The sequence below is a fragment of the Sorangium sp. So ce1153 genome (assembly GCF_051521595.1).
Lineage (GTDB): Bacteria > Myxococcota_A > Polyangia > Polyangiales > Polyangiaceae > Sorangium.
The window spans coordinates 8,277,220-8,300,374 of record NZ_CP150361.1 but is presented as its reverse complement, the minus strand read 5'-3'; the positions used below and the strand labels follow the sequence as shown (position 1 = coordinate 8,300,374).

At 72.4% G+C, this 23,155-nt stretch carries 22 protein-coding genes; 10 read left to right on the top strand and 12 right to left on the bottom strand.

Going from position 1 to position 23,155, the window contains the following annotated elements; genetic code table 11:
• Positions 1–29: 29 nt before the first annotated feature.
• Positions 30–911, bottom strand: a complete 882-nt coding sequence (locus WME85_RS29875) for a hypothetical protein (protein ID WP_437826112.1) — start codon at positions 909–911, stop codon at positions 30–32.
• A 402-nt stretch (positions 912–1,313) separates the two neighbouring features.
• Between WME85_RS29875 and WME85_RS29870 the strand changes: the two genes are divergently transcribed.
• Together WME85_RS29870 and WME85_RS29865 are read left to right on the top strand one after the other, a co-directional pair.
• Positions 1,314–2,396 carry a hypothetical protein gene (locus WME85_RS29870; protein ID WP_437826108.1) on the top strand — a complete coding sequence of 361 codons (1,083 nt, stop codon included), beginning with the start codon at positions 1,314–1,316 and terminating at the stop codon, positions 2,394–2,396.
• A gap of 5 nt (positions 2,397–2,401) precedes the next feature.
• Complete coding sequence (locus tag WME85_RS29865; protein WP_437826106.1) at positions 2,402–3,895, top strand: hypothetical protein; 1,494 nt, start codon at positions 2,402–2,404, stop codon at positions 3,893–3,895.
• Here the strand turns inward: WME85_RS29865 and WME85_RS29860 are convergent.
• Complete coding sequence (locus tag WME85_RS29860) at positions 3,856–5,451, bottom strand: ferritin-like domain-containing protein (RefSeq protein ID WP_437826104.1); 1,596 nt, start codon at positions 5,449–5,451, stop codon at positions 3,856–3,858. The two genes, WME85_RS29865 and WME85_RS29860, sit on opposite strands and share 40 nt — an antisense overlap.
• A gap of 141 nt (positions 5,452–5,592) precedes the next feature.
• Between WME85_RS29860 and WME85_RS29855 the strand changes: the two genes are divergently transcribed.
• The 3 genes from WME85_RS29855 to WME85_RS29845 all read left to right on the top strand — a co-directional run bounded on the left by WME85_RS29855 (position 5,593) and on the right by WME85_RS29845 (position 7,670).
• Complete coding sequence (locus WME85_RS29855; protein ID WP_437826102.1) at positions 5,593–5,751, top strand: hypothetical protein; 159 nt, start codon at positions 5,593–5,595, stop codon at positions 5,749–5,751.
• The gene (locus tag WME85_RS29850; RefSeq protein ID WP_437826101.1) at positions 5,742–6,035 is read left to right on the top strand and encodes a hypothetical protein; all 294 of its coding nucleotides are present in this window, start codon (positions 5,742–5,744) and stop codon (positions 6,033–6,035) included. The genes WME85_RS29855 and WME85_RS29850 overlap by 10 nt, the downstream gene beginning before the upstream one ends.
• Positions 6,036–6,329: 294 nt before the next feature.
• The gene (locus WME85_RS29845; protein WP_437826099.1) at positions 6,330–7,670 is read left to right on the top strand and encodes a sigma-70 family RNA polymerase sigma factor; all 1,341 of its coding nucleotides are present in this window, start codon (positions 6,330–6,332) and stop codon (positions 7,668–7,670) included.
• A 145-nt stretch (positions 7,671–7,815) separates the two neighbouring features.
• Here WME85_RS29845 and WME85_RS29840 read toward each other — a convergent pair whose 3' ends face one another.
• Positions 7,816–7,995 (bottom strand): hypothetical protein, encoded by a 180-nt coding sequence (locus WME85_RS29840; protein WP_437826097.1) that lies wholly within the window; start codon positions 7,993–7,995, stop codon positions 7,816–7,818.
• A gap of 84 nt (positions 7,996–8,079) precedes the next feature.
• Between WME85_RS29840 and WME85_RS29835 the strand changes: the two genes are divergently transcribed.
• The 4 genes from WME85_RS29835 to WME85_RS29820 all read left to right on the top strand — a co-directional run bounded on the left by WME85_RS29835 (position 8,080) and on the right by WME85_RS29820 (position 12,006).
• On the top strand, positions 8,080–8,841 hold the full coding sequence (locus tag WME85_RS29835; protein WP_437826095.1) for a TetR/AcrR family transcriptional regulator: 762 nt from the start codon (positions 8,080–8,082) through the stop codon (positions 8,839–8,841).
• A gap of 6 nt (positions 8,842–8,847) precedes the next feature.
• Positions 8,848–10,086 carry a cytochrome P450 gene (locus WME85_RS29830; RefSeq protein WP_437826093.1) on the top strand — a complete coding sequence of 413 codons (1,239 nt, stop codon included), beginning with the start codon at positions 8,848–8,850 and terminating at the stop codon, positions 10,084–10,086.
• A 234-nt stretch (positions 10,087–10,320) separates the two neighbouring features.
• Entirely contained in the window at positions 10,321–11,766 is a 1,446-nt protein-coding gene (locus WME85_RS29825; protein WP_437826091.1) for an amidase, read from the top strand.
• Between the two features lie 18 nt (positions 11,767–11,784).
• Positions 11,785–12,006 carry a DNA-binding protein gene (locus WME85_RS29820; protein ID WP_437826089.1) on the top strand — a complete coding sequence of 74 codons (222 nt, stop codon included), beginning with the start codon at positions 11,785–11,787 and terminating at the stop codon, positions 12,004–12,006.
• A gap of 178 nt (positions 12,007–12,184) precedes the next feature.
• Here WME85_RS29820 and WME85_RS29815 read toward each other — a convergent pair whose 3' ends face one another.
• The 9 genes from WME85_RS29815 to WME85_RS29775 all read right to left on the bottom strand — a co-directional run bounded on the left by WME85_RS29815 (position 12,185) and on the right by WME85_RS29775 (position 21,991).
• Positions 12,185–13,447, bottom strand: a complete 1,263-nt coding sequence (locus tag WME85_RS29815; RefSeq protein ID WP_437826087.1) for an RNA polymerase sigma factor — start codon at positions 13,445–13,447, stop codon at positions 12,185–12,187.
• Positions 13,444–13,839, bottom strand: coding sequence for a YciI family protein (locus WME85_RS29810; RefSeq protein WP_437826084.1), 396 nt, complete (start codon positions 13,837–13,839; stop codon positions 13,444–13,446). Before WME85_RS29810 ends, WME85_RS29815 begins: the two co-directional genes overlap by 4 nt.
• Before the next feature lie 217 nt (positions 13,840–14,056).
• Positions 14,057–15,736, bottom strand: a complete 1,680-nt coding sequence (locus tag WME85_RS29805; RefSeq protein WP_437826083.1) for a methyl-accepting chemotaxis protein — start codon at positions 15,734–15,736, stop codon at positions 14,057–14,059.
• Positions 15,715–16,713, bottom strand: coding sequence for a CheR family methyltransferase (locus tag WME85_RS29800; RefSeq protein WP_437826081.1), 999 nt, complete (start codon positions 16,711–16,713; stop codon positions 15,715–15,717). The genes WME85_RS29805 and WME85_RS29800 overlap by 22 nt, the downstream gene beginning before the upstream one ends.
• A complete protein-coding gene (locus WME85_RS29795) occupies positions 16,710–17,264 on the bottom strand; it encodes a chemotaxis protein CheW (protein ID WP_437826080.1) in 555 nt (184 codons plus the stop codon). Before WME85_RS29795 ends, WME85_RS29800 begins: the two co-directional genes overlap by 4 nt.
• A gap of 52 nt (positions 17,265–17,316) precedes the next feature.
• Positions 17,317–19,002: a chemotaxis protein CheA gene (locus tag WME85_RS29790; protein WP_437826078.1), complete on the bottom strand. Its 1,686-nt coding sequence runs from the start codon at positions 19,000–19,002 to the stop codon at positions 17,317–17,319.
• 5 nt (positions 19,003–19,007) lie between these two features.
• Entirely contained in the window at positions 19,008–19,400 is a 393-nt protein-coding gene (locus tag WME85_RS29785) for a chemotaxis protein CheD (protein WP_437826076.1), read from the bottom strand.
• 190 nt (positions 19,401–19,590) lie between these two features.
• Positions 19,591–19,959: a response regulator gene (locus WME85_RS29780; RefSeq protein WP_437826074.1), complete on the bottom strand. Its 369-nt coding sequence runs from the start codon at positions 19,957–19,959 to the stop codon at positions 19,591–19,593.
• Between the two features lie 469 nt (positions 19,960–20,428).
• A complete protein-coding gene (locus WME85_RS29775) occupies positions 20,429–21,991 on the bottom strand; it encodes a flavin-containing monooxygenase (RefSeq protein ID WP_437826072.1) in 1,563 nt (520 codons plus the stop codon).
• Positions 21,992–22,188: 197 nt separating this feature from the next.
• Here WME85_RS29775 and WME85_RS29770 point away from each other — a divergent pair, with 197 nt between their 5' ends.
• On the top strand, positions 22,189–23,154 hold the full coding sequence (locus WME85_RS29770) for an AraC family transcriptional regulator (protein ID WP_437826070.1): 966 nt from the start codon (positions 22,189–22,191) through the stop codon (positions 23,152–23,154).
• Position 23,155 lies beyond the last annotated feature (1 nt).

Here is a 23,155-nt window from a genome sequence, read left to right as displayed (position 1 = left end):
AGGGGCGATGTCCCTGGCAGCCGGGCGTGTCAGGCGGGCCGGGCGTGCTCCGCGGGGCCCGGCTGCGGGGCGGTGAGCGTGTCCGCGGGCGGCTCGTCGGACGCCTTCACGAAGGGCAGGGGCGGCGGGGCGGCGCTCGGCGTGCGGGCGCTCCGCTCGCGCCGCTGGAGCGACGGCGCGATGAGCTCGGCGTCGCCCTCGTCCCAGCGCAGGTAGGTCACCGCGCGCCGCGTCTGCTCGTACGCGCGCACGAACAGCGCGACGGCGCGCGCGCGGCGGTCGGCCGCGTCGGAGACCGCCGCGTCCGGGCCGTGCTCGCGCACGCCGAGCGCCGCGAGGAGCTTCGGCCCGAGCTCGCCGGCGCGCCTCACCTCGTCCTCGGTGGCCTCCGTCCTGCCCGCGATCTCCGGCCAGTTGTGGTTGAACAGCGCCGACAGCGCGACGAGGTCGTTCGCGCTGTCGACGTGGCCCTCGCCGGCGCGGATGTCGTCGACCGCGTCGCGGTCGAGCAGCCCGCGCCGGGCGAGATCGTCGGCGTCCACGAGGAGCTTCGCGCGCAGCGCGAGCGCCTCGTCGAGCAGGGGCTTCACCGCGTGCCCCGCGCCCGACTCGGGCAGGGCGATGAGGTGCGCGTACCACGCCGCGAGCGCGTACAGCTCCAGCTTGTCGAGCAGCGCGATCTTGTGCTCGGGCAGCTGCTTGACGATGGCCGGGCGCAGCGCCGCGAGGCCCGGGAGCGCGCCGAGCACGAGCGCGACGGCGCGCGGGAGGTCGATGTTGATCGGCGCGAGGGCGGCCGCGCTCAGCTCGCTCAGCTCCGGCGCGATCCGGTTGAACGCGGCGGCCGCCCGGGGGGGCGCCGCGGGCTTCCTGGGCGAAGTCTTCCTGGGTGGGGCGATGGACTTGAGCATGAGGGCACGACCTCTCTTCCCGGTTCCCCCGTGGCCGCGGCGAGCGACGCGCGCCGAGGATAAATGGGAGTCGCCGGACAGCAAACGGTCCTCGCGCGCTACATTGAGGTGCTGATGTGGGTGGTGGCCCAATTTGCCCCGGAGTGATTCACATGAAGGCGGGAAGGCAGGAAGATCATTGATCTTTTCTTCCCGCCTTCCCGCCTTCATGTTCAAATCCGGCCACCACCCTGATGTGGGTGCGCGCGGCGCGCGCTCCGCCGCCGTCGGCCCGCTCGCACGGCGCGGGGAGCCCGGAGCGCCTTTCGCCTGGCGCTCGTCACGGTGCCCTGTTAATCGGTCGTCGCGGTCCAGCGCAGGGACCTCGATCAGGTGCTGCTCGCCGACCGTCCAGGGGACTCGATGCCTGAAGAGATCAGCAGAAGGTCCCGCCGCTCATCGGGCAGCGCGGGGCTCGCGGCGTGGAGGGGCCTCGGCCGCGCCGCGTTCGGGCTCGTCCTGGCGCTGGTCGCGTCGGCGCCGGCGACGACGGCCTGGGCCGAGCCGACGATCGCGGAGCGCGCGCGGGCCGACGCGCTGCGCCGCGAGGCGCAGGAGCTCCTGGCGGCCGGCCGTCCCGAGGCGGCCTGTCCGAAGCTCGAGGAGAGCGACCGGCTGAGCCCGTCGGCCGCGACGAAGCTCGAGCTCGCGAGGTGCCGCGAGGGCACCGGGCGCCTCGCGAGCGCGTGGGCGCTCTACGCCGAGGTCGGCGCCGCGGGAGAGGCGGGCGTCGACGCGAAGCAGGGGGCGGAGGCGCGCGAGCGCGCGGCGGCGCTGGAGCAGCGGCTCCCGCGGCTCGCGATCGTCCTGTCCGGCGAGGTGAAGGCGCTGCCGGGGCTCGAGGTGAGGCTCGACGGCGTGGAGGCGCGGGCCGTCGGCGAGGCCCGCCCCATCGAGCCGGGGAAGCACAAGGTGACCGCGACCGCGCCCGGCAGGGAGGCGTTCACGCGCGAGGTGGAGGTGAGCCAGCCACGGCAGCTCGCCGAGGTCCACGTCACGGCGCTCGAGCCCACCGCGGCGGCGCCCAACCCCGCGCCTGCCGCCGGCGACATCGCGTGGCGCAGGCCGGACCCTCCTGGCGTGAGGCCCGATCCGATCCACCGGAAATTGATGTGGGTGACGGGCGGGCTCACGCTGGCGGGCATCGCGCTCGGCAGCACGTTCGGGGGCCTCGCGCTCTCCACGTGGAGCAAGGTCGACGACGCCGCCAGGACGGCGTGCAGCGATCCGGCGCGTTACCGGGACTGCGCTCAGCCGGTGCCCGACCTTTCCCGCAGGGCGGCGTCGTACGCGACAGTGTCCGATTTCTGCTTCATCGCCGCGGGCGCGGCGCTCGCCGGCACGGCGGTGCTGTGGTGGACGCTGCCCCCGGACGGCCCGCGCGCGGGCGCTCGCGTGCAGATCGTTCCCGGCGTCCTCGGCGGCGCCGTCGTCGGGGTGTTCTGATGACGATGAGCCTCCAACGGCGCGGCCAGCGCTGGCTGGCGAGCGCGCTTGTCGTGGCGAGCGCGGCGAGCGCCGCGGGCTGCGCGGAGATCGCGGGCATCCAGCTCATCAACGAGGAGGATGGCGCCGGCGGCGGCACGACGACCAGCGCGCCCGGCTACACGTGCCAGTGGGCGATGCCCTTCGGCGACGCCGACACGACGCTCGGCGGGATCGCGGCTGACCGGGACGGCACCTTGTGGCTCGCGGGCGGCTTCAAGGGGGACCTCTCCGTCGCGGGCGGCGCGGTGCTCCGGGCGGGGGGCACGGGCCAGGACGTGTTCGTGGCGCACCTCGAGCACGACGGGAACCACCTCTGGAGCGAGCGCTTCGGGAACGCGGAGAACGACGCCGCGACGCACGCCCATCAGGCGACCTCGATCGCCCTCGGCGACGACAGCGTCTACGTGGCGGGCGACTTCACTGGCACGCTGGCGTTCGGCGCGGACTGCGGGCTGCCCGAGGGCGGGGGGGACCGCGAAGCGTTCGTGGCGCGGCTCGACAAGGCCGATCCTGGCGGGGTCGCGGCGTGCGTGACGCACGGGTCGAGCGGCCCTGACGAGGCGGAGGCGGTCGCCGTCATGGGCGACCGCGTCGTCCTCCTGACGTCGCTCAAGGACGGGGCGGACATGGGGTTCTCCAGCTACGAAGGACAGACCCTCTCGGACCCGTGCAGCGGCGTCTTCTCGGGCCTCGCGGGGGCGCGCTACCGCCCCCGCGCGCTCCGCATCTCGTCCGGCGACGTCTTCGTGGCCTCCGAGTTCGAGGGCCGGGTGAACCTCGGCTTTCCCGGCGCCGAGCGCGCGCTGCCGCCCGGCGGCGAGGCCGCGGAGGGCGTCGACGCCTTCCTCGCCTCGTTCCCGGCTGACTGGATCTGCGATCCATCGAGCCCCGGGGGCGCGGGCCTCTGGTTCCGGCACTACTCCGCTCTCCCGGGGGATCAGCGCACCAGCGCCGTCGCGGTGCACGAGGCCGGCGTCGTGCTGGCCGGCTCGTTCACGGGAGAGATCGACCTCGCCGGCGAGCCCGACGCCGGGCTCGTCTCCACCGAGGAGGACGGCTTCGTCGCGTACCTCGACCGGCGCGGCGTCTCCAGCTGGGCCAAGCAGCTCGGGGGCAGCATGGCCCAGTCAGCGCAGCTGGTCGGGATCGACGAGTCCGAGAAGATCGTCCTGGCCGGGCAATTCCAGCGGCAGATGAAGACCGATGACGCCGAGGTCAGCGGCGATGCCGGCGAGGGCGACATCTTCCTCGCGCGGCTCAGCGCCACGAACGGCGACGTCGAGTGGGTCGGCGCGAGCGGTGGCCCTGAGCTCCAGCAGATCCAGGCGCTCGCCGTCTCCGGGACGGACGTCTTCCTCGCGGGCACCTCGGCCGCCGACTTCACGCTCCTGAACTGCGACGTCGAGGCCGCGGGCGGTCAGCTGTTCGTGGCGAAGCTCTCGGCCTCCTCGCGCTGAGGGCCGGCCGGCGCGGGCGGGCAGCGGCGCTCGCCGCCGCGCGGCGTGCGCGAGAGGAGCGCCCGCGCGCAGGGCGCGATGACCTGCGCGAGCGCGCGCTCCCGGATCTCGCGCCGCTGCTGCGCCGAGAGCACGCCGAAGCCGAGCAGCGGGCCGCCGGGGCCTTCCTCGCCCGGGGCGGCGGGCTCCCGGCGCGCGGCGGCGAGCTCCTCGATCACGGCGCTCCCGAGGGAGGGGTCGCGCTCGACGGCCCAGGCGGCGAACCGGAAGGCGAGCTCGGCGTGCCGCGTCTCGTCCTCGGCGATCTTCTCGAGCGCGCGCCGGATCGCTGGATCGGCCGCGTGGAGGGCGGCTTCTGCCGCCTCGATCGCGGCGACTGTCTCGCCGATGCACCCCTCGCGGAGGGTCGTCACCAGGATCTCCCGGGCGCCTTCGCCGCGGAGGGCGCCGTCGATGGCGAGGGGCCCTGGGCCGACGCCGCGCCCGGCGAAGGCGCTCGCCAGCTCGAAGCACATGCGCGCGTGCTCGGCCTCGTCGCCCATGGCCGCCTGCGCCGCGAAGACGAGCTCCGGCGGCGCGCCGAGCGAGAGCAGCTGCAGCGCGAAGCGCGCGAACGCGGCGATCGACGCGTGCTCGAGGAGGGCGGCGCGGGTCCAGTGCGCGGCGAGCGCCGCCTGCTGCTCGGCCGAGAGCTCCTCGCGGCGGGGCGGCGCCCCCGGCGCGGCGGCGCGCCAGTCGTCGCGTGCGGCGGGCTCGGCGGTGCGCGCGGCGCCGTCCACGAGGAACGGCCGGCCGAGCACGCAGATCTGCTCCGTGCAGGTGTGGCGCCCGGCCGCGAGCGAGCACTGCCAGTTCCCGGTGCAGTCAGCGTCGCTGGCGCACTCGTCCTCCGGCGTCTGGCAGGCGAAGCCGGTCCCGCCGCAACCGGGGTTGAGGACGTAGCTGGAGCAGAGCAGCGGGCCGCAGTCGTCGTCGCTGGTGCACTGCGCGAGCACGCACTCCCCGACCGGGTCGCCGCAGAGGCAGATCTGCCCTGCGCCGCAGTCGGCGTCGGTGGTGCACCCGTAATGGCAGAAGCACCCTGGCAGGATCTCTCCTCCCGAGGCGGGGTTGCAGTAGCCGTGCGGGTGCTCGGTGCAGTCGGCGTCGGTGGTGCAGCTCCCGGCGGCGCCGCTCGGCTCCGAGCACGCCTTCTCGCGCGGGAGCGCGCTGGGACAGTCGACGACCGCCGTGCGGTGCATCCAGCCGCCGGCGCAGCGCACGTACCCGGTGTCGCGGCCCGCGACGACGATGCGCTCGGGATCCTCGCATTCGAAAGGAAACCCATCCGGCGGCGCGCTTCCGGTGCTCCCGCCGGAGCCTTCGGCCGCGCTTCCGCCCGGGCCTGCCGTCGAGCTCCCGCCCGGGCCGTCGGCCGCGCCTCCGCCGGAGCCTTCGGCCGCGCTTCCGCCGGAGCCGCCGCCGGTGACGCCGCCATCGCAGCCCAGGGCCGGCGCGAGCGCCAGCACCGAGAGCAACCTTGCACCCCAGGAGTCGATCGAGACGAGCAAGCGCATGGCGTTTCCCTCTTGCGAGGATCGTACCCGGGTTCGGCGCCGCCGTCGCCGAAGTTGCGAGCACGCCGGGCACGCGGGGCGCATGTTCGGGGCGAGGCCGGTCCATCGCTGCGCCGACCGCCGGCGGCGGCGAGGGCGGCAGTGGCGGCGAAGGCGGCAGTGGCGGCGAAGGCGGCAGTGGCGGCGAAGGCGGCAGTGGCGGCGAAGGCGGCAGTGGCGGCGAAGGCGGCAGTGGCGGCGAAGGCGGCAGTGGCGGCGGCGCTGGCGAAGGCGGCGCTGGCGGCGGGAGCGTGGAGCTGACCTGGGCGCGGGGGTACGGTGGCCCCGGCGATGAGCGAGGGGCGGCCATCGCCAGCGACGCCGCGGGGGATCTCGACGTCACGGGCGCCTTCGAGGGGACCGTCGACTTCCGGTTCATCGGCCCCGAGTCCGCGACCTTGGCCGACAGCGGAGCCACGGTGCTCGCGGTCGCGGTCGACGCGGCGGACGAGATCCTCGTGGGGCCGGACCGCTCGCCCACGCAGGTGGGTTCGACGCCTTCGTGGCGACGTTCAACCCCTGGATCGGCCGACACGGCGGGCTGAGCCGAGGATCACGGCGTCCGAGCGCCAGCCGCCGAGGAGGACGGGCCGAGACGCCGGCGCCGGCGGAGCTCGCCGCCCAGCGGCGCGCCGCGCCGGCCGCCGCGGACGTGCAAGGTCGCGCGCGTGGCTATGGAACTACACAGAAAAATGCCGTAAAAGGGCCTGAGTAGGCTGGCCCTTCGATTTTCTGTTTACGTCCATAGCGGATAGAGTATCGAGGCGCCTCGCTGCTCGTATCTCCCTGCAACCCGCCGGGGGCAGGCACGACGCCGCGGCAACACTGGAGCGCACTGAATGAGGTTCCGTTCCTCGCTCTCTGCGAGCGAGCCCGAATCGAGTCACCCCGTTCTCATCGACTCCCCGGAGGGGCAGGCAGGCGAGCGCGCTCCGGCGCGCCGCGCGCGGGCCACGGCGGGGCATGCTGCGCCCGGCGCGACCGAGCTCTACTTCCGTGCGCTCGCCGGCAGCCAGCCGTTGACGCGCGAGGGCGAGGTCGCGCTCGGTCGCCGCATCGAGGCCGGCGCGCTCGCGTGCTTTGAAGCCTGGGTCCGCTCGCCCATCGCCCTGCGCGAGCTCGCCTGGACGGCGGAGGACGTCGAGCTCGGGGCGCTCAGCATCCGGGACCTCCTGTGCGAGACCGACGCGGCCGACGTCGAGGCGGACGTCTGCTTGAAGCGGCTCGCTGGGCTGCTCGAGCTCGCGCGCTCGCTCTTCGCCCGGCAGGGCGCCGATGACGGCGCGGAGATCGCCCTGGCGGGCCTCGCCGCGGGCCTCGCCGAGCTGCGGCTCGATCCGGCCTTCGAGGAGCGCATCGAGCGGAGCCTGCGCACGGCGGCGGCCGAAGCGAAGGGCGCGGAGCGCGCGCCGATCGAGGCGACGCTCGCGGCGATCGCCCGGGGGCGGCGCGCCGTCGCCCGGGCCAAGTCGGAGCTCGTCCAGGCGAACCTCCGCCTCGCGGTCGCCATCGCGCGGGAGCACCAGCGCTTCGGCGTCCCGCTGCTCGACCTCGTGCAGGAGGGGAACCTCGGCCTGATCCGCGCGGCCGACAAGTTCGAGTACCGCCGCGGCCACCGCTTCGGCACCTACGCCGCGTGGTGGATCAAGCAGGCCATCAAGCGGGCGATCCTCAACCAGGGCAAGGCCGTCCGCATGCCGGTCCACCTCACCGCGATCCGGAGCCAGGTGGTGCGCGCCCGGCGGGACCTGGTGCAGGAGCGCGGGCGCGAGCCCTCGGTCGAGGACATCGCGGAGCGCAGCGGCCTCACCGTGGAGAAGGTGCGCATGATCGGCGAGCTCGCGCTCGATCCGCTCAGCCTCGACGCCCCCATCGGCGAGGAAGGCGACACGCGGTACGGCGATCTGCTGGCCGGCGACGAGCCCACGCCTGCCGACATGCTGGCCCGGCGCCGCCTGATCGAGCAGACGCGCGAGCTCCTCGACTCGCTCCAGCCGCGCGAGCGCGAGCTCCTGCGGCGCCGCTTCGGCCTCGACGGCAACGAGGACGAGACGCTCGAGGAGATCGGCCAGTCCTTCTCGCTGACGCGCGAGCGCATCCGCCAGATCGAGGCGAAGCTGCTCGAGAAGCTCCGGACGCGGTCGCGGCAGCGCGAGCTCGGGTCGTACCTCGAAGGGTGACGGCGCGCCCCGGGGGCCGCGAGGCCCTCGCGCCCGCTGCGGGCCGGGAGGCCCTCGTGCCCGCTGCGGGCCGCGTGGCCCTGGAGCCCGCTGCGCACCGCGCGGCCCAGGCTCGAGCGGGTATGACGCGGCGCGTTGATGCCGTTCAGTAAACCGCCCACCCCGCGACGGCGCTCGCGCGCAGCGCGTCGTCGCCCGCGCACCACACGTCGCCGCGGGGGGTGAGCGCCACGGCGCGAGGCGTGGCGGCGACGATCGCCGCGGCAGCGAGGCCAGCAGGGTGACGGGCGAGGGGACGGGCGTGCACCGAGAGCAGGTGGCGCACCGTGGCCCCTCGCTTGACAGCCCTGGAAGGCGCGCTACGTTGACCAGGTGACGTTTGACCAATTTAGAATTTCGGTCAAACGTCTTGGACGACAAGCGACGGAGCGTGGTCTTGACGGACGGAGAGATCTCGAAGCAGCGGCAGCGGGCCGAGCGGATCCTGGATGCGGCGGCGGAGCTGGTGCTCCGCTGGGGGTACAAGCGCGTGACCATCGATGAGGTCGCCAAGCGGGCCGGCATCGGCAAGGGCACCATCTACCTGCACTGGAAGACGCGCGAGGCGCTCTTCCTCGCGGTGCTCGCGCGCGACTCCGTGAAGATGTTCGACAGGTTCATCGAGGCGATGCGCGAGGATCCGGCGGAGCTCCTGCTGCACCGCGTGCTGCGGAGGACGCTCCTCGTGCAGAAGGATCTCCCGCTGCTTCAAGCGATGTTAACGCGGGACACGGAGGTGCTCGGCAGCCTCGTGGCCGACAGCACGGCGCGGCCGCTCCAGGGCCAGAAGCTCGCTTCCTTCCGCGAGTACATCGCGCTCCTGCGGTCGCACGGCCTGCTGCGCACCGACATGGCAGCAGACGATCAGCTGTATGCGATCAACACCCTCATGTTCGGGTTCCACCTGCTCGATCCGCTGCTGGTGGCCGAGGAGCGGCGGTCCCTGGACGCGCGGGTCGAGATCCTCGCCGCGATGGCGCGCAGCGCCTTCGAGCCTGCCGAGACCCCCGATCCCGGGGCCCTGCGCGCGCTCGCGCCCCGGATCATCGACGAGTTCGCGCGGCTACGCGCTTATTACGTGCAGTTCACACAAGGAAATTCCACCTCAACGCGGGAGAGCCCCGAGGAGTGATCCGATATGAGCACGACCGACGTCATCGCGCATCCGAACCAGCCCACGCTGGACCCCTTCCTGGCCTGGCTACGCCAGGCGCGGGAGTCCTGTCCTGTCGTGTATGACGAGGCGCAGCGCACCTGGCAGCTCTTCGGCCACGCGGACGTCCTCCGCGTCCTGTCCGATCCGGCGACGTTCTCCTCGGACATGTCGAAGTTCATCCCGCCGCAGGCCGACTTCGAGCTGTTCTCCAGGGGCAACTTCGTCCGGATGGACCCGCCGAAGCACCGGAAGCTCCGCGATCTCGTCAGCCAGGTGTTCACGCCGCGCGTCGTCTCCGGGCTCGCGCCGCGGATCGCGGCGATCACGAGCGAGCTGCTCGACAGCGTCGGCGACGCCGGGCGCTTCGATCTGGTCGGCGACCTGGCCTATCCGCTGCCGGTGATCGTCATCGCCGAGCTGCTCGGCATCCCGGTCGCGGACAGGGAGTCCTTCCGGAGGTGGGCCGACGCGCTGCTGTCGAGGAACGGTGAGGAGGCGCGCACCCTGCCGGACCAGGCCGCCATGGACCGCATGGGCTCGATCCTGCGCGAGATGAACGAGTACCTGCTCGCGCACATCAAGCAGCGCCGCGCCCGGCCCACCGACGATCTGATCAGCAAGCTCACGCGCGCGGAGGTCGACGGGCACACCCTCGACGACGAGGAGATCGTCGGGTTCGTCGGCCTGCTGCTGATCGCCGGACACATCACGACGACAGCGCTGCTCGGCAACGCGACCCTCTGCCTCGACGAGCACCCCGACGCCGCGGCCGAGCTCCGGGCCGACCCGGCGCAGATCCCCGCGGCGATCGAGGAGGTGCTCCGCTACCGCCCGCCGTTCCCCCGGCTCGTCCGGCGGACCACGGCCGAGGTGGAGCTCGGCGGCAAGCAGATCCCCGCGGATCAGGTGCTCATCCTCTGGCTCCTCTCGGCCAACCGGGACGCCGCGCACTTCGAGGATCCGGACCGGTTCGATATCCACCGCAAGCCCAACCAGCACCTGAGCTTCGGGTACAGCATCCATTTCTGCCTCGGCGCCCCGCTGGCCAGGCTCGAGGCGAAGATCGCGCTGGAGATCCTGCTCGAGCGGTACCGGACGATCGCGGTGGCCCGCGACGCAGCGAGCGAGTTCTTCAGCCCATGGTCCATGATCAGCGCCAAGCGGCTCCCCGTGGACGTCCAGATCGCCGGGCGCAGGGCGCCCTCCATCACGGCAGCATGAACCTCTCCCGCGTGGATTGACCATCTCACGTCCCTCGTCGCGCGCCCGCGCAGGACTCCCTCTCTGGCGGGGCGCGCTGGAGGAGGTCGACGAGCCGAGACCACAGGTCGCACGTATCCCTTACATACGTCCTGTGCGGCGCTCGCGTGGATGGCGGCGCGGGGCGATCGAGGGCGGTGTTAGGCTCGAGCTCCGCGTTTCCGTCCGGAAACGATGGATGGAGGAGGGCCAGAGATGAAGATTTCGGACTACGCCGAGTGCGACGCGACGGGTCTGGCGCAGCTGATCGCGGCGCGCGAGGTGTCGGCGGCGGAGGTGCAGCGGGCGGCGCGCGCGGCCATCGAGCAGGTCAACCCCGCGCTGAACGCCCTGGTCGGCGACCTCTTCGACGAGCCGCTCGCCTGCGACGCCGACGGCCCTTTCCGGGGCGTGCCGTTCGCGATCAAGGACCTGGCCATCCACGCCGAGGGCGTGCCCACGCGCCTCGGGAGCCGTCTCACCGGGCGAGGGATCCCCTTTCCGCACGACACGGAGCTGATGGCCCGCTTCAGGCGGGCGGGGCTCGCGGTGCTGGGGCGCACGGCGACCCCGGAGTTCGGCTTCAACGCCTCGACGGAATCGGTCGCCAACGGCCCGACCCGCAACCCGTGGGACGTGACCCGGACGCCGGGCGGATCGAGCGGCGGCTCGGCGGCGCTCGTCGCGGCGCGCGCGCTGCCGGCGGCCCACGCGAGCGACGGGGGAGGCTCGATCCGCATCCCAGCGGGCTGGTGCGGGCTTGTCGGGCTCAAGCCGACGCGAGGCCGCACCGCGCCCGGGCCGGACTTCGACGAGATGCTCGGCGGCCTGGCGATCGAGTTCGCCGTGACGCGCACGGTGCGCGACGCCGCGGCGCTGCTCGACGCGGTGCACGGCGCGGGCGTGGGGGACAAATACGAGATCAGGCCCCCGGGCCGGCCCTATGTCGAGGAGGTCGGCGCGCCGCCAGGCCGCCTGCGCGTCGCCGTCACGGCGCGGTCCTGGTCGGGATCCGCCGTGGATCCCGAGCACGCGCAGGCGGTCCTGGCCGTGGGCCGGGAGCTCGCGTCGCTGGGCCACGTCGTCGAGGAGGCCAGCCCCTCGGTGGACTGGGAGCCGTTCGTGAAGGCCCAGCTCGCGATCTGGACGTGCTTCTTGGCCAGCGGCGCGCTGGGGCTCTCGGCGGCGCTCGGCGTCCCGCTGGGCCCGGAGGTGCTCGAAGCGACGACGCTGGCCTGCGTCGAGTACAGCCAGCGGCTGACAGCGCTCGATCTCCACGCCGCCCACCACGTCTGCAACACGATCCGCCGCGCGGTCGCCGGCTTCTTCCAGCGTCACGACGTGCTGATCACGCCGACCGTCGCTGCGCCCCCTCCGCCGCTCGGAACCCTCGACGCGAACGACGCGAGCCTCGGCGCGGAGGGCTGGATCGACAAGCTCTTCGACACCATCCCTTTCACGCCCCTCTTCAACCTCACCGGACAACCGGCGATCAGCCTCCCGCTCGCCGAGACGAGCGCGGGCCTGCCGATCGGCGTCCAGCTCGTCGGTCGCTACGGCGCCGAGGACACGCTGTTCCGGCTGGCGGCGCAGCTCGAGCAGGCATTACCGTGGCGGGCGCGCCGCCCGGAGGCGGTGATCGCCAGGCACGCGGGCGACTGACCAGGAGGGGAGGCGCGCATGCCGAGCAAGACGAAGGAACAGCCAGAGTCCGCGCTGCCGAAGGGGATCGGGAAGCCAGCGACACGGGCGCTCGCGTCGGTCGGGATCTCGCGCCTGGACCAGGTCGCGCGGCTGAGCGAGGCCCAGCTCCTGGCCCTCCATGGCGTGGGTCCGAAGGCTGTCGGCGTCATCAAAGCTGCCCTGGAAGCGCAGGGGAAATCCCTCGCCAGGGACAGGTAGCCCTCGCCGCGCAGGCGCTCGTCAGGGCTCCGCGGCGAGGGCGAGAGGAGGCGCTCGTGCAGGGCGGGGGAGCGGCTGAGGAGCAGCCGCCCGCCGGCACCAGGCCCCTGGCGGGCGGCTCGCGCGGCCCGCGCGCCCGCCTCCGCGTGTCTGCGCGAGCGCCCGCGCGCCGCCCTCGCTACCTGCGCGCGTCGCGGAGCCGCGCCGCCTGCGTCGTCAGGTAGTTCTGCTCCGGGATGCTCGTCGTGCGGCTGGCCGCTCTTCTGTAGTGCTCGATCGCGGCCTCGTGATCGCCGGCGCGCTCCAGGAGGTGCGCGCGGACCGCGTCGAGGCGGTAGTGGCCCGCGAGCCGCGCGTCGGCGTCGAGCGCCGTCAGCAGCGCGAGCCCCGCGCGCGGGCCGTGCACCATGGCCGTCGCGATCGCGTGGCTGAGCGCGACCATCGGGTTGTCGGACATCCGCATCAGCACGCCGTAGAGCGCCAGGATCTGCGGCCAGTCCGTGTCGTCGGCGCGCGCCGCCTCGTCGTGCACCGCCGCGATCGCGGCCTGCAGCTGGTACGGGCCGACGGAGCCCCGCGACAGCGCCGCGGAGACGAGCGCGACGCCCTCGGCGATGGCGCCTTGATCCCACCGGCCCCGATCCTGCTCGTCGAGCGGGATGAGCTCGCCCGCAGGCCCGGTGCGCGCCGCGCGCCGCGCGTCGGTCAGCAGCATCAACGCCAGCAGGCCCGCGACCTCGCCGTCGTCCGGGAGGAGCGCGCGCACCGTCCGCGTCAGGCGGATCGCCTCGCTCGACAGGTCGCTGCGGTGCAGCTCCGGGCCGGAGCTCGTCGTGTAGCCCTCGTTGAAGATCAGGTAGAGCACGTGCAGCACGGCGCCGAGCCGCTGCGCCTGCTCCTCGGGCGTGGGCACCTGGAACGGCACGCCGGAGGCCTTGATGCTCTGCTTGGCGCGGCTGATCCGCTGCGCCATGGTCGCCTCCGGGACCATGAACGCCCGGGCGATCTCGGCCGTGGTCAGGCCCCCGACGGCGCGCAGCGTGAGCGCGATCGCGGACGACGGCGAGAGGGCGGGGTGGCAGCACATGAAGAGCAGGGCGAGCGTGTCGTCCTGCTCGGGGGTCTCGTCGCTGTCGGGGGCGAGCGCGAGCTGCTGCTCGGGCGGCACGAGGCTGACGACGAACGCCTCGCGGCGGCGGCGGGCCGCCTCGCTCCGGACGTTGTCGGTGATGCGCCGCGACGCCACCTGGATGAGCCACGCGCGCGGCTCGTCCGGCACGCCGTCGCGCGGCCACTGCGTGGCCGCGGCGAGCAGCGCTTCCTGGACCGCGTCCTCCGAGGCGGTGAAGTCGCGGAACCGCCGGAGGACGGCGCCGAGCACCTGCGGCGCGAGGTCGCGCAGCAGGCGCTCGGTCCGGGCGTCGCGCGGCGGCGAGGTCACGGCAGGTCTTTGGGCGGCCCGCTCATCACCTCTCGCACCTCGATCCCCAGGTGGAGCGGCGCGCCGCCGGGGCCGGGCGCGGCGGACGCCTCCGCGGCGATCTCGTAGGCGCGCGCGGGGCTGTCGACCTCCACGATCCAGTACCCGGCGAGGAACTCCTTGGTCTCCGGGAACACGCCGTCGGTGATCGGCTTGCCGTCGTGGCCGGCGCGCACGAGCCTGGCCTGGTCCGGCCCCGCGAGGCCCTCGGCTCCCACCAGCTCGCCCGAGTCGCTGAGCTTCTTGTGGAAGCTCTTCATGAAGGCGATATGGGCGTGGAGGTCCTTCTGCGGCCAACTGGCGACCTGGTACGGCCCCCCGTGCGGGGTGTTCATCATCAGCATGTACTTCATGGTCGGCTCCCTCTCATCCATCGGACGGCGCGCCCCGGGCGCGGGGCGCTTTCATGGGCAGGTCGGAGCCGCGGGCGGGGTCTCGACATCCCGGGCGACGATAGCGAAAAAAATCGACGGCCGGCACCCAGGGCGCGGTGGGGGAACGTGGGGCTGTGGTCGAGCCGGCGGGAGACGGGGACGAGAGACGGAGTATCCGTCCCAGCTGAGGACCGCTCTAGAACGAGACGAAGTCCTGATCGCCCGCGGCGTGCGGCGCGCGCCCGTTGCTCGGTGCGCCGCCGCTCGGGCGGCCCCGCTGCGGCGGCTTCCATAGCCCCTTACCGCCGTGGCGGTCCGGTAGACGCCCCGCCCCCGGAGGCCTGTGGCCGAGGTCGCCGTCGCCCTCCTGCGAGAGCCGGAACGACGCCATGACCTCCTGGAGCTGCTCCGCCTGCGCCGAGAGCTCGGCTGCCGTGCTGGCGAGCTCCTCGGCGATCGCCGCGTTGCGCTGCGTGGACTGCTCGATCAGCTCCACCGCCCCGCTGATCTGGGCGACGCCGTTCGACTGCTCCTTGGACGCCGCGGCGACGCCCTGCACCAGCTCCGCGGTCTCCCGGATCGACGGGACGAGCTCCGCGATGAGCTGTCCCGAGCGCTCCGCGACCGTGATGCTCGACGCGGCGAACGAGCCGATCTCCTTCGCCGCGTCCCGGCTCCGCTCGGCCAGCCGCCGCACCTCCGTGGCGACCACGGCGAAGCCCTTGCCGTGCTCGCCCGCGCGAGCCGCCTCGATCGCGGCGTTCAAGGCGAGCAGGTTCGTCTGGTACGCGATCTCCTCGATGATCACGATCCGCTGGGTGATCGCCTTCATCGCCTCGACCGTCTCCCGGACCGCCTGACCGCTGTGCTCCGCGTCCCTCGTCCTCCGGTGCGCCGTCTCCTCGACCTGCTTGCAGTTGGCGGCGTTCTTCGCGATCGTGCCGCTCAGCTGCTGCAGGCTGGCCGTCGTCTCCTCCACGGACGCCGCCTGCTCGCTGGTGCCCTGCGACAGGCTCTGCGCCGTCGCCGAGAGCTGCACCGAAACCGAGGAGACCGAGACCGCGCCGCTCCGGACCTCGCCGATGAGGCCGGCCAGGCGCTCCGACATGGCCTTCACGGCGCCGAGCATCTGGCCGAACTCGTCGGCGCTCTTCACCGTGACGTCGCCCGTGAAGTCGCCCCCGGCGATGCGCTGGTGGATCGACACAGCCTGGGTGAGCGGCACCAGGACCATCCTGCTGAAGACGAAGGCGAGCACGAGGGCGACGACGAGCGCGAGCAGACCTCCTATCTGCAGCGTCGCGTACATCGTCGTGACGAGCGCGTTCGTCGCCGCCTGCCGCTGGTCGAGGAGGGCGAGCTCCTCGTCGTCGATCTCCTTGAGCGACGCGCGCATCTGGTCCATGAGGATCTTCCCGCGCCCCCGCCTGACCTCGTCGAAGGCGCGATCCACCGGCGTCTTCGCGTCGTCCGCGATGCGGCGGAGCTGGATGATCGGCTCCAGCACGGAGGAGACCCACTCGTTGTAGTCCTTCGCGATCGTCTCGAGGCGCACCTGCTGGCGTGGGTTGTCCCTGGTGAGCTCCCGGGCACGACTCAGGCTCTTCTCGAACCGGTCGCGCCCGCTGCGGTACGGCTCCAGGAACGACTCCACCCCGGTGATGACGAAGCCACGCTCCCCTGTCTCGGCGTTGAGCAGCGATTTCATGATCTCGCTCGTCGCGAGCATCACGTCGTACGTGTGCTGGTCCCATGAGCGGGCCTCGTCGAGCTCCGCGAACCTCTTGTAGGCCGTGCCCGCCAGTCCGAGGACGATGACGACCATGGCGGCGAAGCCGAGGTAGAGCTTCCGGCCTACTCCGATATGCGCAAGCATGATGCATGCTCCGGGCTAGATGTGTTGCGGCTTCCTTCGAGCCCCCCCGGGGGCTGGAGCCGATAAACGGACGGCGCGACGCATCGCACGCGGTGGTCCGTCCCGTGGAGGCCCTCGGCGTGTCCGAGGAACAGGTACCCTGAAGGCGCGAGGCTGGCGATGAGCCTCGCCACGATCGACGCCCTCGTCGCGGCGTCGAAGTAGATAAGGACGTTCCGGCAGAAGATGAGATCGAACAGACCGAATCGCCTGGGCGCCGCGTCGAGCAGGTTGAAGCGCCGGAAGGTGATGAGCCTGCGCAGCTCCGGCCGGGCCTTCATGAGGCCCTCGCTCGCGCCCGTCCCGCGGAGCATGTAGGTGCGCAGGCGCTCCTCCGGGATCTCCGAGGCCCGCTCGATCGGCCACACCGCGCGTTGCGCCTGGTCGAGCGCGCGGACGGACAGGTCCGTCGCGAGGATGCAGATCCCCGTAGCGCCCACAGGCGCATCGCCTGCCCATGACGGCGCCTGTCCCGCCGCGGCGCCGCGATCTGTGGAGGGCAGGCTGTCGAGCAACGTCATCGCGATCGAGTACGGCTCTTCCCCGGTCGAGCAGGCTGCGCTCCAGGCGCGCAGCGGGCGGCGGCCGCGCGCGAAGGGCGCTCCTCCATGGCCCGCGCTCGCGTGCCACGCCGGGAGGATCTCGCGCTCGAGGAGCTCGAACTGCTCGCGTTCCCGGAAGAAATGGGTCTCGTTCGTGCAGATGCAGTCGAGCATGTGCACGAGCTCTCCCTCGCCGCCCGCCGCCGTCACACGGCGGTAGTACTCGCCGAAGCTGCGGAGCCCGAGCGCGCGGAGCCGAGGCCCGAGGCGGCAGAGCAGGAGCGGCTTTTTCTGCGGGCCCAGCGCGATGCCCGAGAGGCGCTTGACGAGCCGCTGGAACAGCGCGAACTCCTCGTCGCTCAGCGTGCGCGGGCTCAGCTCGGCGGTCGAGATCATGGCCTGTCCCCTTCGCCGGCCGGCGCCCCGTGGCTGCCCGGGAGCGCCGGCGGGGCGCCGGGCGCGGAGGGGCCGAGCGTCGTCGAGGCCAGGAGCTCCGCCGGCGAGAGCATGCGGTCGATGTCGAGCAGCAGCACGAGCTTCTGGTCCACCTTCGCCAGCCCGAGCAGCCGATCCGCGCGCACCTGCGTGCCGAAGGCCGGCGCGGGCTCGATCTCGTCCTCGGCGAGCGTGAGCACATCGCCCACGCCGTCGATGAGCAGGCCGAGGCGGGTGTTCTCGCCGTCGAGCTCGATCTCGACGATGAGGATGCAGGTCCACCGGCTCACCCTCGTCGGCGGCAGCCCGAGCTGGACCGCGAGATCGATGACCGGCACGACGCGGCCCCGGAGGTTCATGACGCCGACGATGCACGCCGGCATCGTCGGCACCCGCGAGGTGCGGCTGTGCTCGACGATCTCCCGCGCCCGGAGGATGTTCACCGCGTACTCGTCCCCCGCGATGACGAAGGAGACGTATTGCGACACGGGGATCGACGCGTCGGAGATCATGAATCCTCCATGGAGAGAGGGGAAACGGGCGCCTGCGTGCCGGGGCGCCAGATCATCCCGGGACGCCTCCGGCCGATGGCGCTGCCTCGCGCTCGTCGAGGGCGTCGACCGGGACCACGTCGCCGAGGACGCCGCCGAGCAGCGCGTCGACGTCGAGGATCATCGCCACGCCGCCGTCGCCGAGGATGGTCGAGCCGGAGATGCCCGGAACGCGTCGAAAGAGCTGGCCGAGCGGCTTGACCACCGTGCGCCCCTCGCCCTCGAGGAGGTCGACCACGAGGCCGGCCTCGGCGCCGTCGTGCGTGACGATGACGACGCGCTCCTCCGGCGGGGGAGATCCGCCGAGCCCGAAGAGCGCCCGGAGGCGGACGCACGGCAGCGCGCGTCCGCGCCGGACCATGAGCCCCTGGGCGCCATCGTGCGCGAGCGTGCCGCGGGGCAGATCGCAGCACGCGACGACCGCGCGGAGCGGGATCACGTACCGCTCGTCGTCGATCCCGACGGAGAGCCCTTCGATGGTGGCCAGGGTGAGCGGGAGCTGGATCAGCAGCGACGTGCCGTGCCCTTCGCGGCTCCGGATCCGGATCGTGCCCTGGATCGACTCCACGCAGCGCCGCACGACGTCCATGCCCATGCCGCGCCCCGCCAGGTGGGACGACTCCGCCTCCGTGGAGAACCCGGGCTCGAACACGAGGCTGAAGAGCTCGTGATCCGTGAGCGTGTCGGGCGCAGCGTGCCTCCCCAGCGCGCGGACCCGGGCGGCGATGCGCCCGCGGTTCATGCCGGCGCCGTCGTCGGAGATCCGGAGCGCGATGCCGCCCCGCTCGTGCGCGGCGTGCAGGGTGATCGTGCCGCAGGGGTCCTTGCCCGCGGCGCGCCGCGCCTCGGGCGCCTCGATGCCGTGACAGATGGCGTTGCGCAGGAGGTGCGTGAGGGCGTCCCGGAACCGCTCGACCACGGCCGTGTCCACCTCGACGTCGCCGTGCACGACGACCAGGCGCGCCTGCCTGCCGTGCGCGTGGGCGAGATCGCGCACCGTGCGCTCGTAGTACCGGAACCAGGGGCCGACCGGCACCATGCGCGCGGCGCGCACCGCCTCCTCCAGCTCCTTGCAGAGCCGGTCTTGCTCCTCCATCTCGTCGCGCAGCGCAGCGCCGGCCTCTCCGCGCACCCCGCGGAGCGTCCGCACGATCCTGTTCCGCCCGAGGGTGAGCTCTCCGATGAGATCCGCCATCCGATCCAGCTTCTCGGTGGTGACACGGATGCTCTTGATGCTGGCCGCTCCCTCGGCGTCGTCATCGGTCGCGCGGCGCGCGCTCGTCGCCCACGCGCCCTGCGGCGGCTCTGGACCTCCGCGCCGCGCCTCCTGGAGACGCGCGATGACCGCCTTATGGGAGGAGCTGCGCTCGACCTGTCCGCGCTCGACCTCGGCGACGAGCCGGCGGGCTGCGTCTACCATCTCGAGCAGCAGCGAGACCACGGGCGTCGTCAGGGGGAGATCGCCGCCGCAGAGCGCCTCGATGACGTCCTCCGCGGCGTGCCCGAGATCGCTCAGGCCACCGAGCCCTACCGAGCCGGCGCTTCCCTTGAGCGTATGGGTGGCGCGGAAGACGCGCAGGAGGACCTCGTGAGCGTTGCGGCCGGTCTCGAGCTGCAACAGCGCGCGCTCGATCTCGTCGAGGATCTCGTGCGCCTCTGGCAGGAACGTCTGGAGTAGCTCGTCGCGATCGCTGTCCATGCGGCTCACAGAAACTGGATCGAGATGCCGCCGTCGCTCGTCCGGAAGACGATCTTGCGCCCCCGGTTTCCTCCCGTGTCCAGCTGGGCGATCCGTATTCCCTCCGCGCGCAGGAACGCAAGCCCGGCATTGACGTTCTGCGCGCCGAGGTGGGTGCCGCGCTCCCGGAACGCGGAGATGAGGCAGGCGCCCCCGACCACGCGCGCTTGCAGCGCCCGGCTGGAGGCCCCGAGCTCCACGAGCCGCTCGACCAGGCGCTGGCACGCGATATCGGCGAAGCGGACTGAGGCCATCGCCGGGCCGGGGCACGTCGGAAGCACGTAATGGTTCATCCCGCCGACGCCGGTGGTGGCGTCCCAGAGGCAGATCGCCACGCAGGATCCAACGATGGTGGTCACAGAGGTCGGCTCGGACGAGACGAACAGCTGGCCCGGCATGACGTGATGGGCCAGCTCCGGCAGCGAGCGCCAGCTGGGCGGTGCGATAGACAAAGACGGTGTCGTGGGTTCGGACGGCCTGGCCGTGTCCTCGCGCTCGGCGTCGCCGGGAGGCGCGCGATGTGCGTCCTCGGATGCCCTGACCGCGGAGTCAGTCGCCAAGGCAGTTCCTGACCTTCTCCAGGAGCTCCATCGTGTCGATGGGCTTCGTGACGAAATCGGAGCAGCCGCACCGGAACCCCTGCTCCATGTGCGCCACATCGCTCCGGCTGGTGACGAGCAGGATCGGCGTGGTGCGCGTCGCGTCCTTCGCGCGCAGCTCCCGGCACGCGTCGAACCCGTTCATGTGCGGCATGACCACATCGAGGAGAATGAGATCGGGCCGCTGCTCCACGGCCACGGCGACGCCCTCGCTGCCGTCGTTCGCCGTGATGAGGTCGTAGTGCTCGCGCAGCGCCATCTGCTCGATGCGCAGGATGGTCTGAGAATCGTCGACCAGCAGTATCTTCTTCCGAGACACCGTTGCACCCCCCGATCCGTTCAGCGGACATGGTCGAGCCCATGCCAGCGCGCGTGGCCGGCGAGACTCCCCCGCATCCACCTACCTACAGCGCGTCTCCCCCTGGACAGAACCACCCTACCACGAGAGTCGGCCGCATCTTCAATAGAAATTTGCGACACGCACACATCTGGTCCGTGCCGGGCGCGATGATTCGCCGGAGCTCCTGGAGGTGGAAGGCAGGTGGACGGGAGGCAAGGTAGTGGAGAGGCAGACAGCAGGGGAGCACGTCAGCAGAGAAGCAACGGATGTGCGCCGCAACACACGACAAGCCTGAAGGAGGACGCTCTGTGTTCTCTGTGCCTCTTGGCTCAGATGCCGATTCGCTATTTGACGCTGTCAATCTACTGCGTAGCCTCTCTGGCGGCTTCGTGCCTCGGGGCGGGGTGGCCCGGCGAGAAAGCCCGCGCGGATCGCGCCCACGTGAACCTCAGGGAGAGCGCACGCTCGCGGGAGCCGCGTTCGCCTCGGCGCCCTGTGGAGGATCCGCGCGCCAGGGGCGCTCCGTCGCCGCGACATCGCGGCGCAGCGGCTGACCACCCTTCGAGAAGACCATGGCGCCGTCGTCCACCGGGCCGAGCTTCATGGCGAGCAGATCGAGCACGTAGTTCTGGCGGAAGTACCACGGCGCCTTCGAGCCCTGCTTGGGCAGGTGGTCCACCGAGCGCTGCACGTAGCCCGACGTCAGGCCGAGCAGCGGCCGGGCCTCGAGGAGGGGCTCGTCAGGGCGCGGCACGCACTGCCGGTAGCCGTGGCGATCCATGTGGCTCAGCAGCCGGCAGACGTACGTCGACGCCAGCTCCGCGCGGAGCGTCCACGAGGCGTTGGTGTAGCCGAGGCAGAGCGCGAAGTTGGGGACGCCGCCCAGCATGAGCCCCTTGTAGATGAACGTCCGGCCGGCATCGACGGCGTCGCCGTCGACGGAGATGCGGATACCGCCGCAGAGCAGGAGCTGGAGGCCCGTCGCCGTCACGATGATGTCCGCCTGGAGCTCCTCGCCCGACTCGAGCAGGATACCGTCCTTCGTGAAGGTCCGGATCCTGTCGGTGACGACCGAGGCGCGCCCCTCCTTCACCGCGCGGAAGAGATCGGCGTCGGGCACGAGGCAGAGGCGCTGATCCCAGGGGTCGTAGCGCGGGTTGAAGTGCGTATCGATGTCGAACTCCGGCGGCAGGTGCCGGGCGACGCCGCTGCGGAGCATCCGCCTCGCCAGCCCCGGCGCGCGCTGACAGAGCTGGTACATGAGCAGGCTGAGCCCGACGTTCTTCCAGCGGGCGACGCGGTGGGCGATCCGCTCCGGCAGGCGCTCGCGGATCGCGTTCGCGATCGGGTCCTCGGCAGGGAGCGAGGCGATGTACGACGGGGAGCGCTGGAGCATCGTCACGTGCGCCGCGTCGGCGGCGAGCGCGGGCACCAGCGTCACGGCCGTGGCGCCGCTGCCGATGATGACGACGCGCTTGCCGCGGTAATCGAGATCCTGCGGCCATGCCTGAGGGTGAATCACCTGTCCCTGGAAGCCCTCGCGGCCCGGGAAGCTGGGTGTGTAGCCGCTCTCGTAGCTGTAGTAGCCGCTGCAGACATAGAGGAAGCTGCATGAGAAGCGGACGCGCTCCTCGCCCGCGCCGACGTCCACCTCGACGGTCCAGCGCGCGTGCTCGGAGGACCACGCCACGGATCGGACCCGGTGATTGAACCGGATATGGCGATCGATGCCGTATTCCCGGGCGGTGTCGCGCACGTACTCGCGGATCGACGTCCCGTCGGCGATCGCCTTGGCCTCCTTCCAGGGGCGGAAGGAGTAGCCGAGCGTGAACATGTCGGAGTCGGAGCGGATGCCGGGGTAGCGGAACAGGTCCCATGTCCCGCCGATGGCGCCGCGCGCCTCGAGGATCGCGTAGCGCTTGCCGGGACAGCGCGCCTGGAGGTGGTAGCCGGCCGCGATGCCGGAGAGGCCGGCGCCGATGATCAGGACGTCGAAGTGCTCGATGGACATGCTGGGCTCCTCGGGGCGAGCGGCGTGGCGCTCCACGGGCGGAGGATAGCGTGGCCGGCCTCCCGCGCCCGGCGATCCGGACGCCCTGGGAGCGGCGGCCGCCGGCGCCGGGGCCGTCGGGAGCCGCTGGAGGCGGCGCGCTGTGGCGTCGCCTGTTCGGTCCGGCCGGCGCAGCTTCGATCAGGTAACCTCCGCGCGTGGCGAGCAGCGACAGGAGCCGGGCCGAGTACCAGAAGCGGGTCAACCGCGTGATCGACCACATCCAGGCCCACCGCGCGGAGGAGCTGTCCCTCGAGACGCTGGCGGCGGTGGCGGCTTTCTCGCCGTTCCACTTCCATCGCGTGTTCAAGTCGATGACCGGCGAGAACCTCCGCGAGTTCATCCAGCGGACGCGCCTCGAGAACGCCGCCAGCCACCTGACGCTGCGGCCGCGCGCCGACATCCTCGAGATCGCGCTCGAGAACGGCTTCAGCTCGGCGAGCGCCTTCGCGCGCGCGTTCAAGGAGCGCTTCGGCATGAGCGCGTCGGCCTGGCGCGGCGGCGGGGCCGCGGAGGCGCGCAAGGCGCGGAAAGCGGAGAGCAAGCCGGGTGAAGTCGTGCGCAAGCCGGGCAAAGCAGCGGCGCGCGCGGAAGATCATGATGGCTCCTCGTCGGGCGCTGACGCCCGGAACAACGAGGAGATGATCATGAACGTGACAGTGAAGACGCTGCCGAGCTACCACGTGGCCTATATCCGGAATGTCGGCCCCTACGGCGCGGGAGGGGGCGTCCGCGAGAGCTGGCAGCGCCTCGCGCGCTGGGCGGCCGCGCGCGATCTGTGGACCGCGGACCGCCTCTGCCTCGGCATCGCGCACGACAACCCCCACGTGACCGAGCCGGCGAAGTGCCGCCACGACGCAGCCATCGTGATCCCGGACGGCTTCAAGACCGACGGCGACGTCAACGTGACCGACGTCGCCGGCGGCAAGTACGCCGCGGGCGTGTTCGTCGGCCGCGCGAGCGAGATCGGCGCCGCCTGGGACCAGCTCTTCGGGCGGTGGCTCCCGGAGAGCGGTTATCAGCCCGACCACCGGCCCTGCTTCGAGCTTTACCGCGGCGAGTTCCAAGATCCCGAGAGCAACACCTTCCGGTGCGAGATCTACTTGCCGGTGCGGCCGCTCTAGC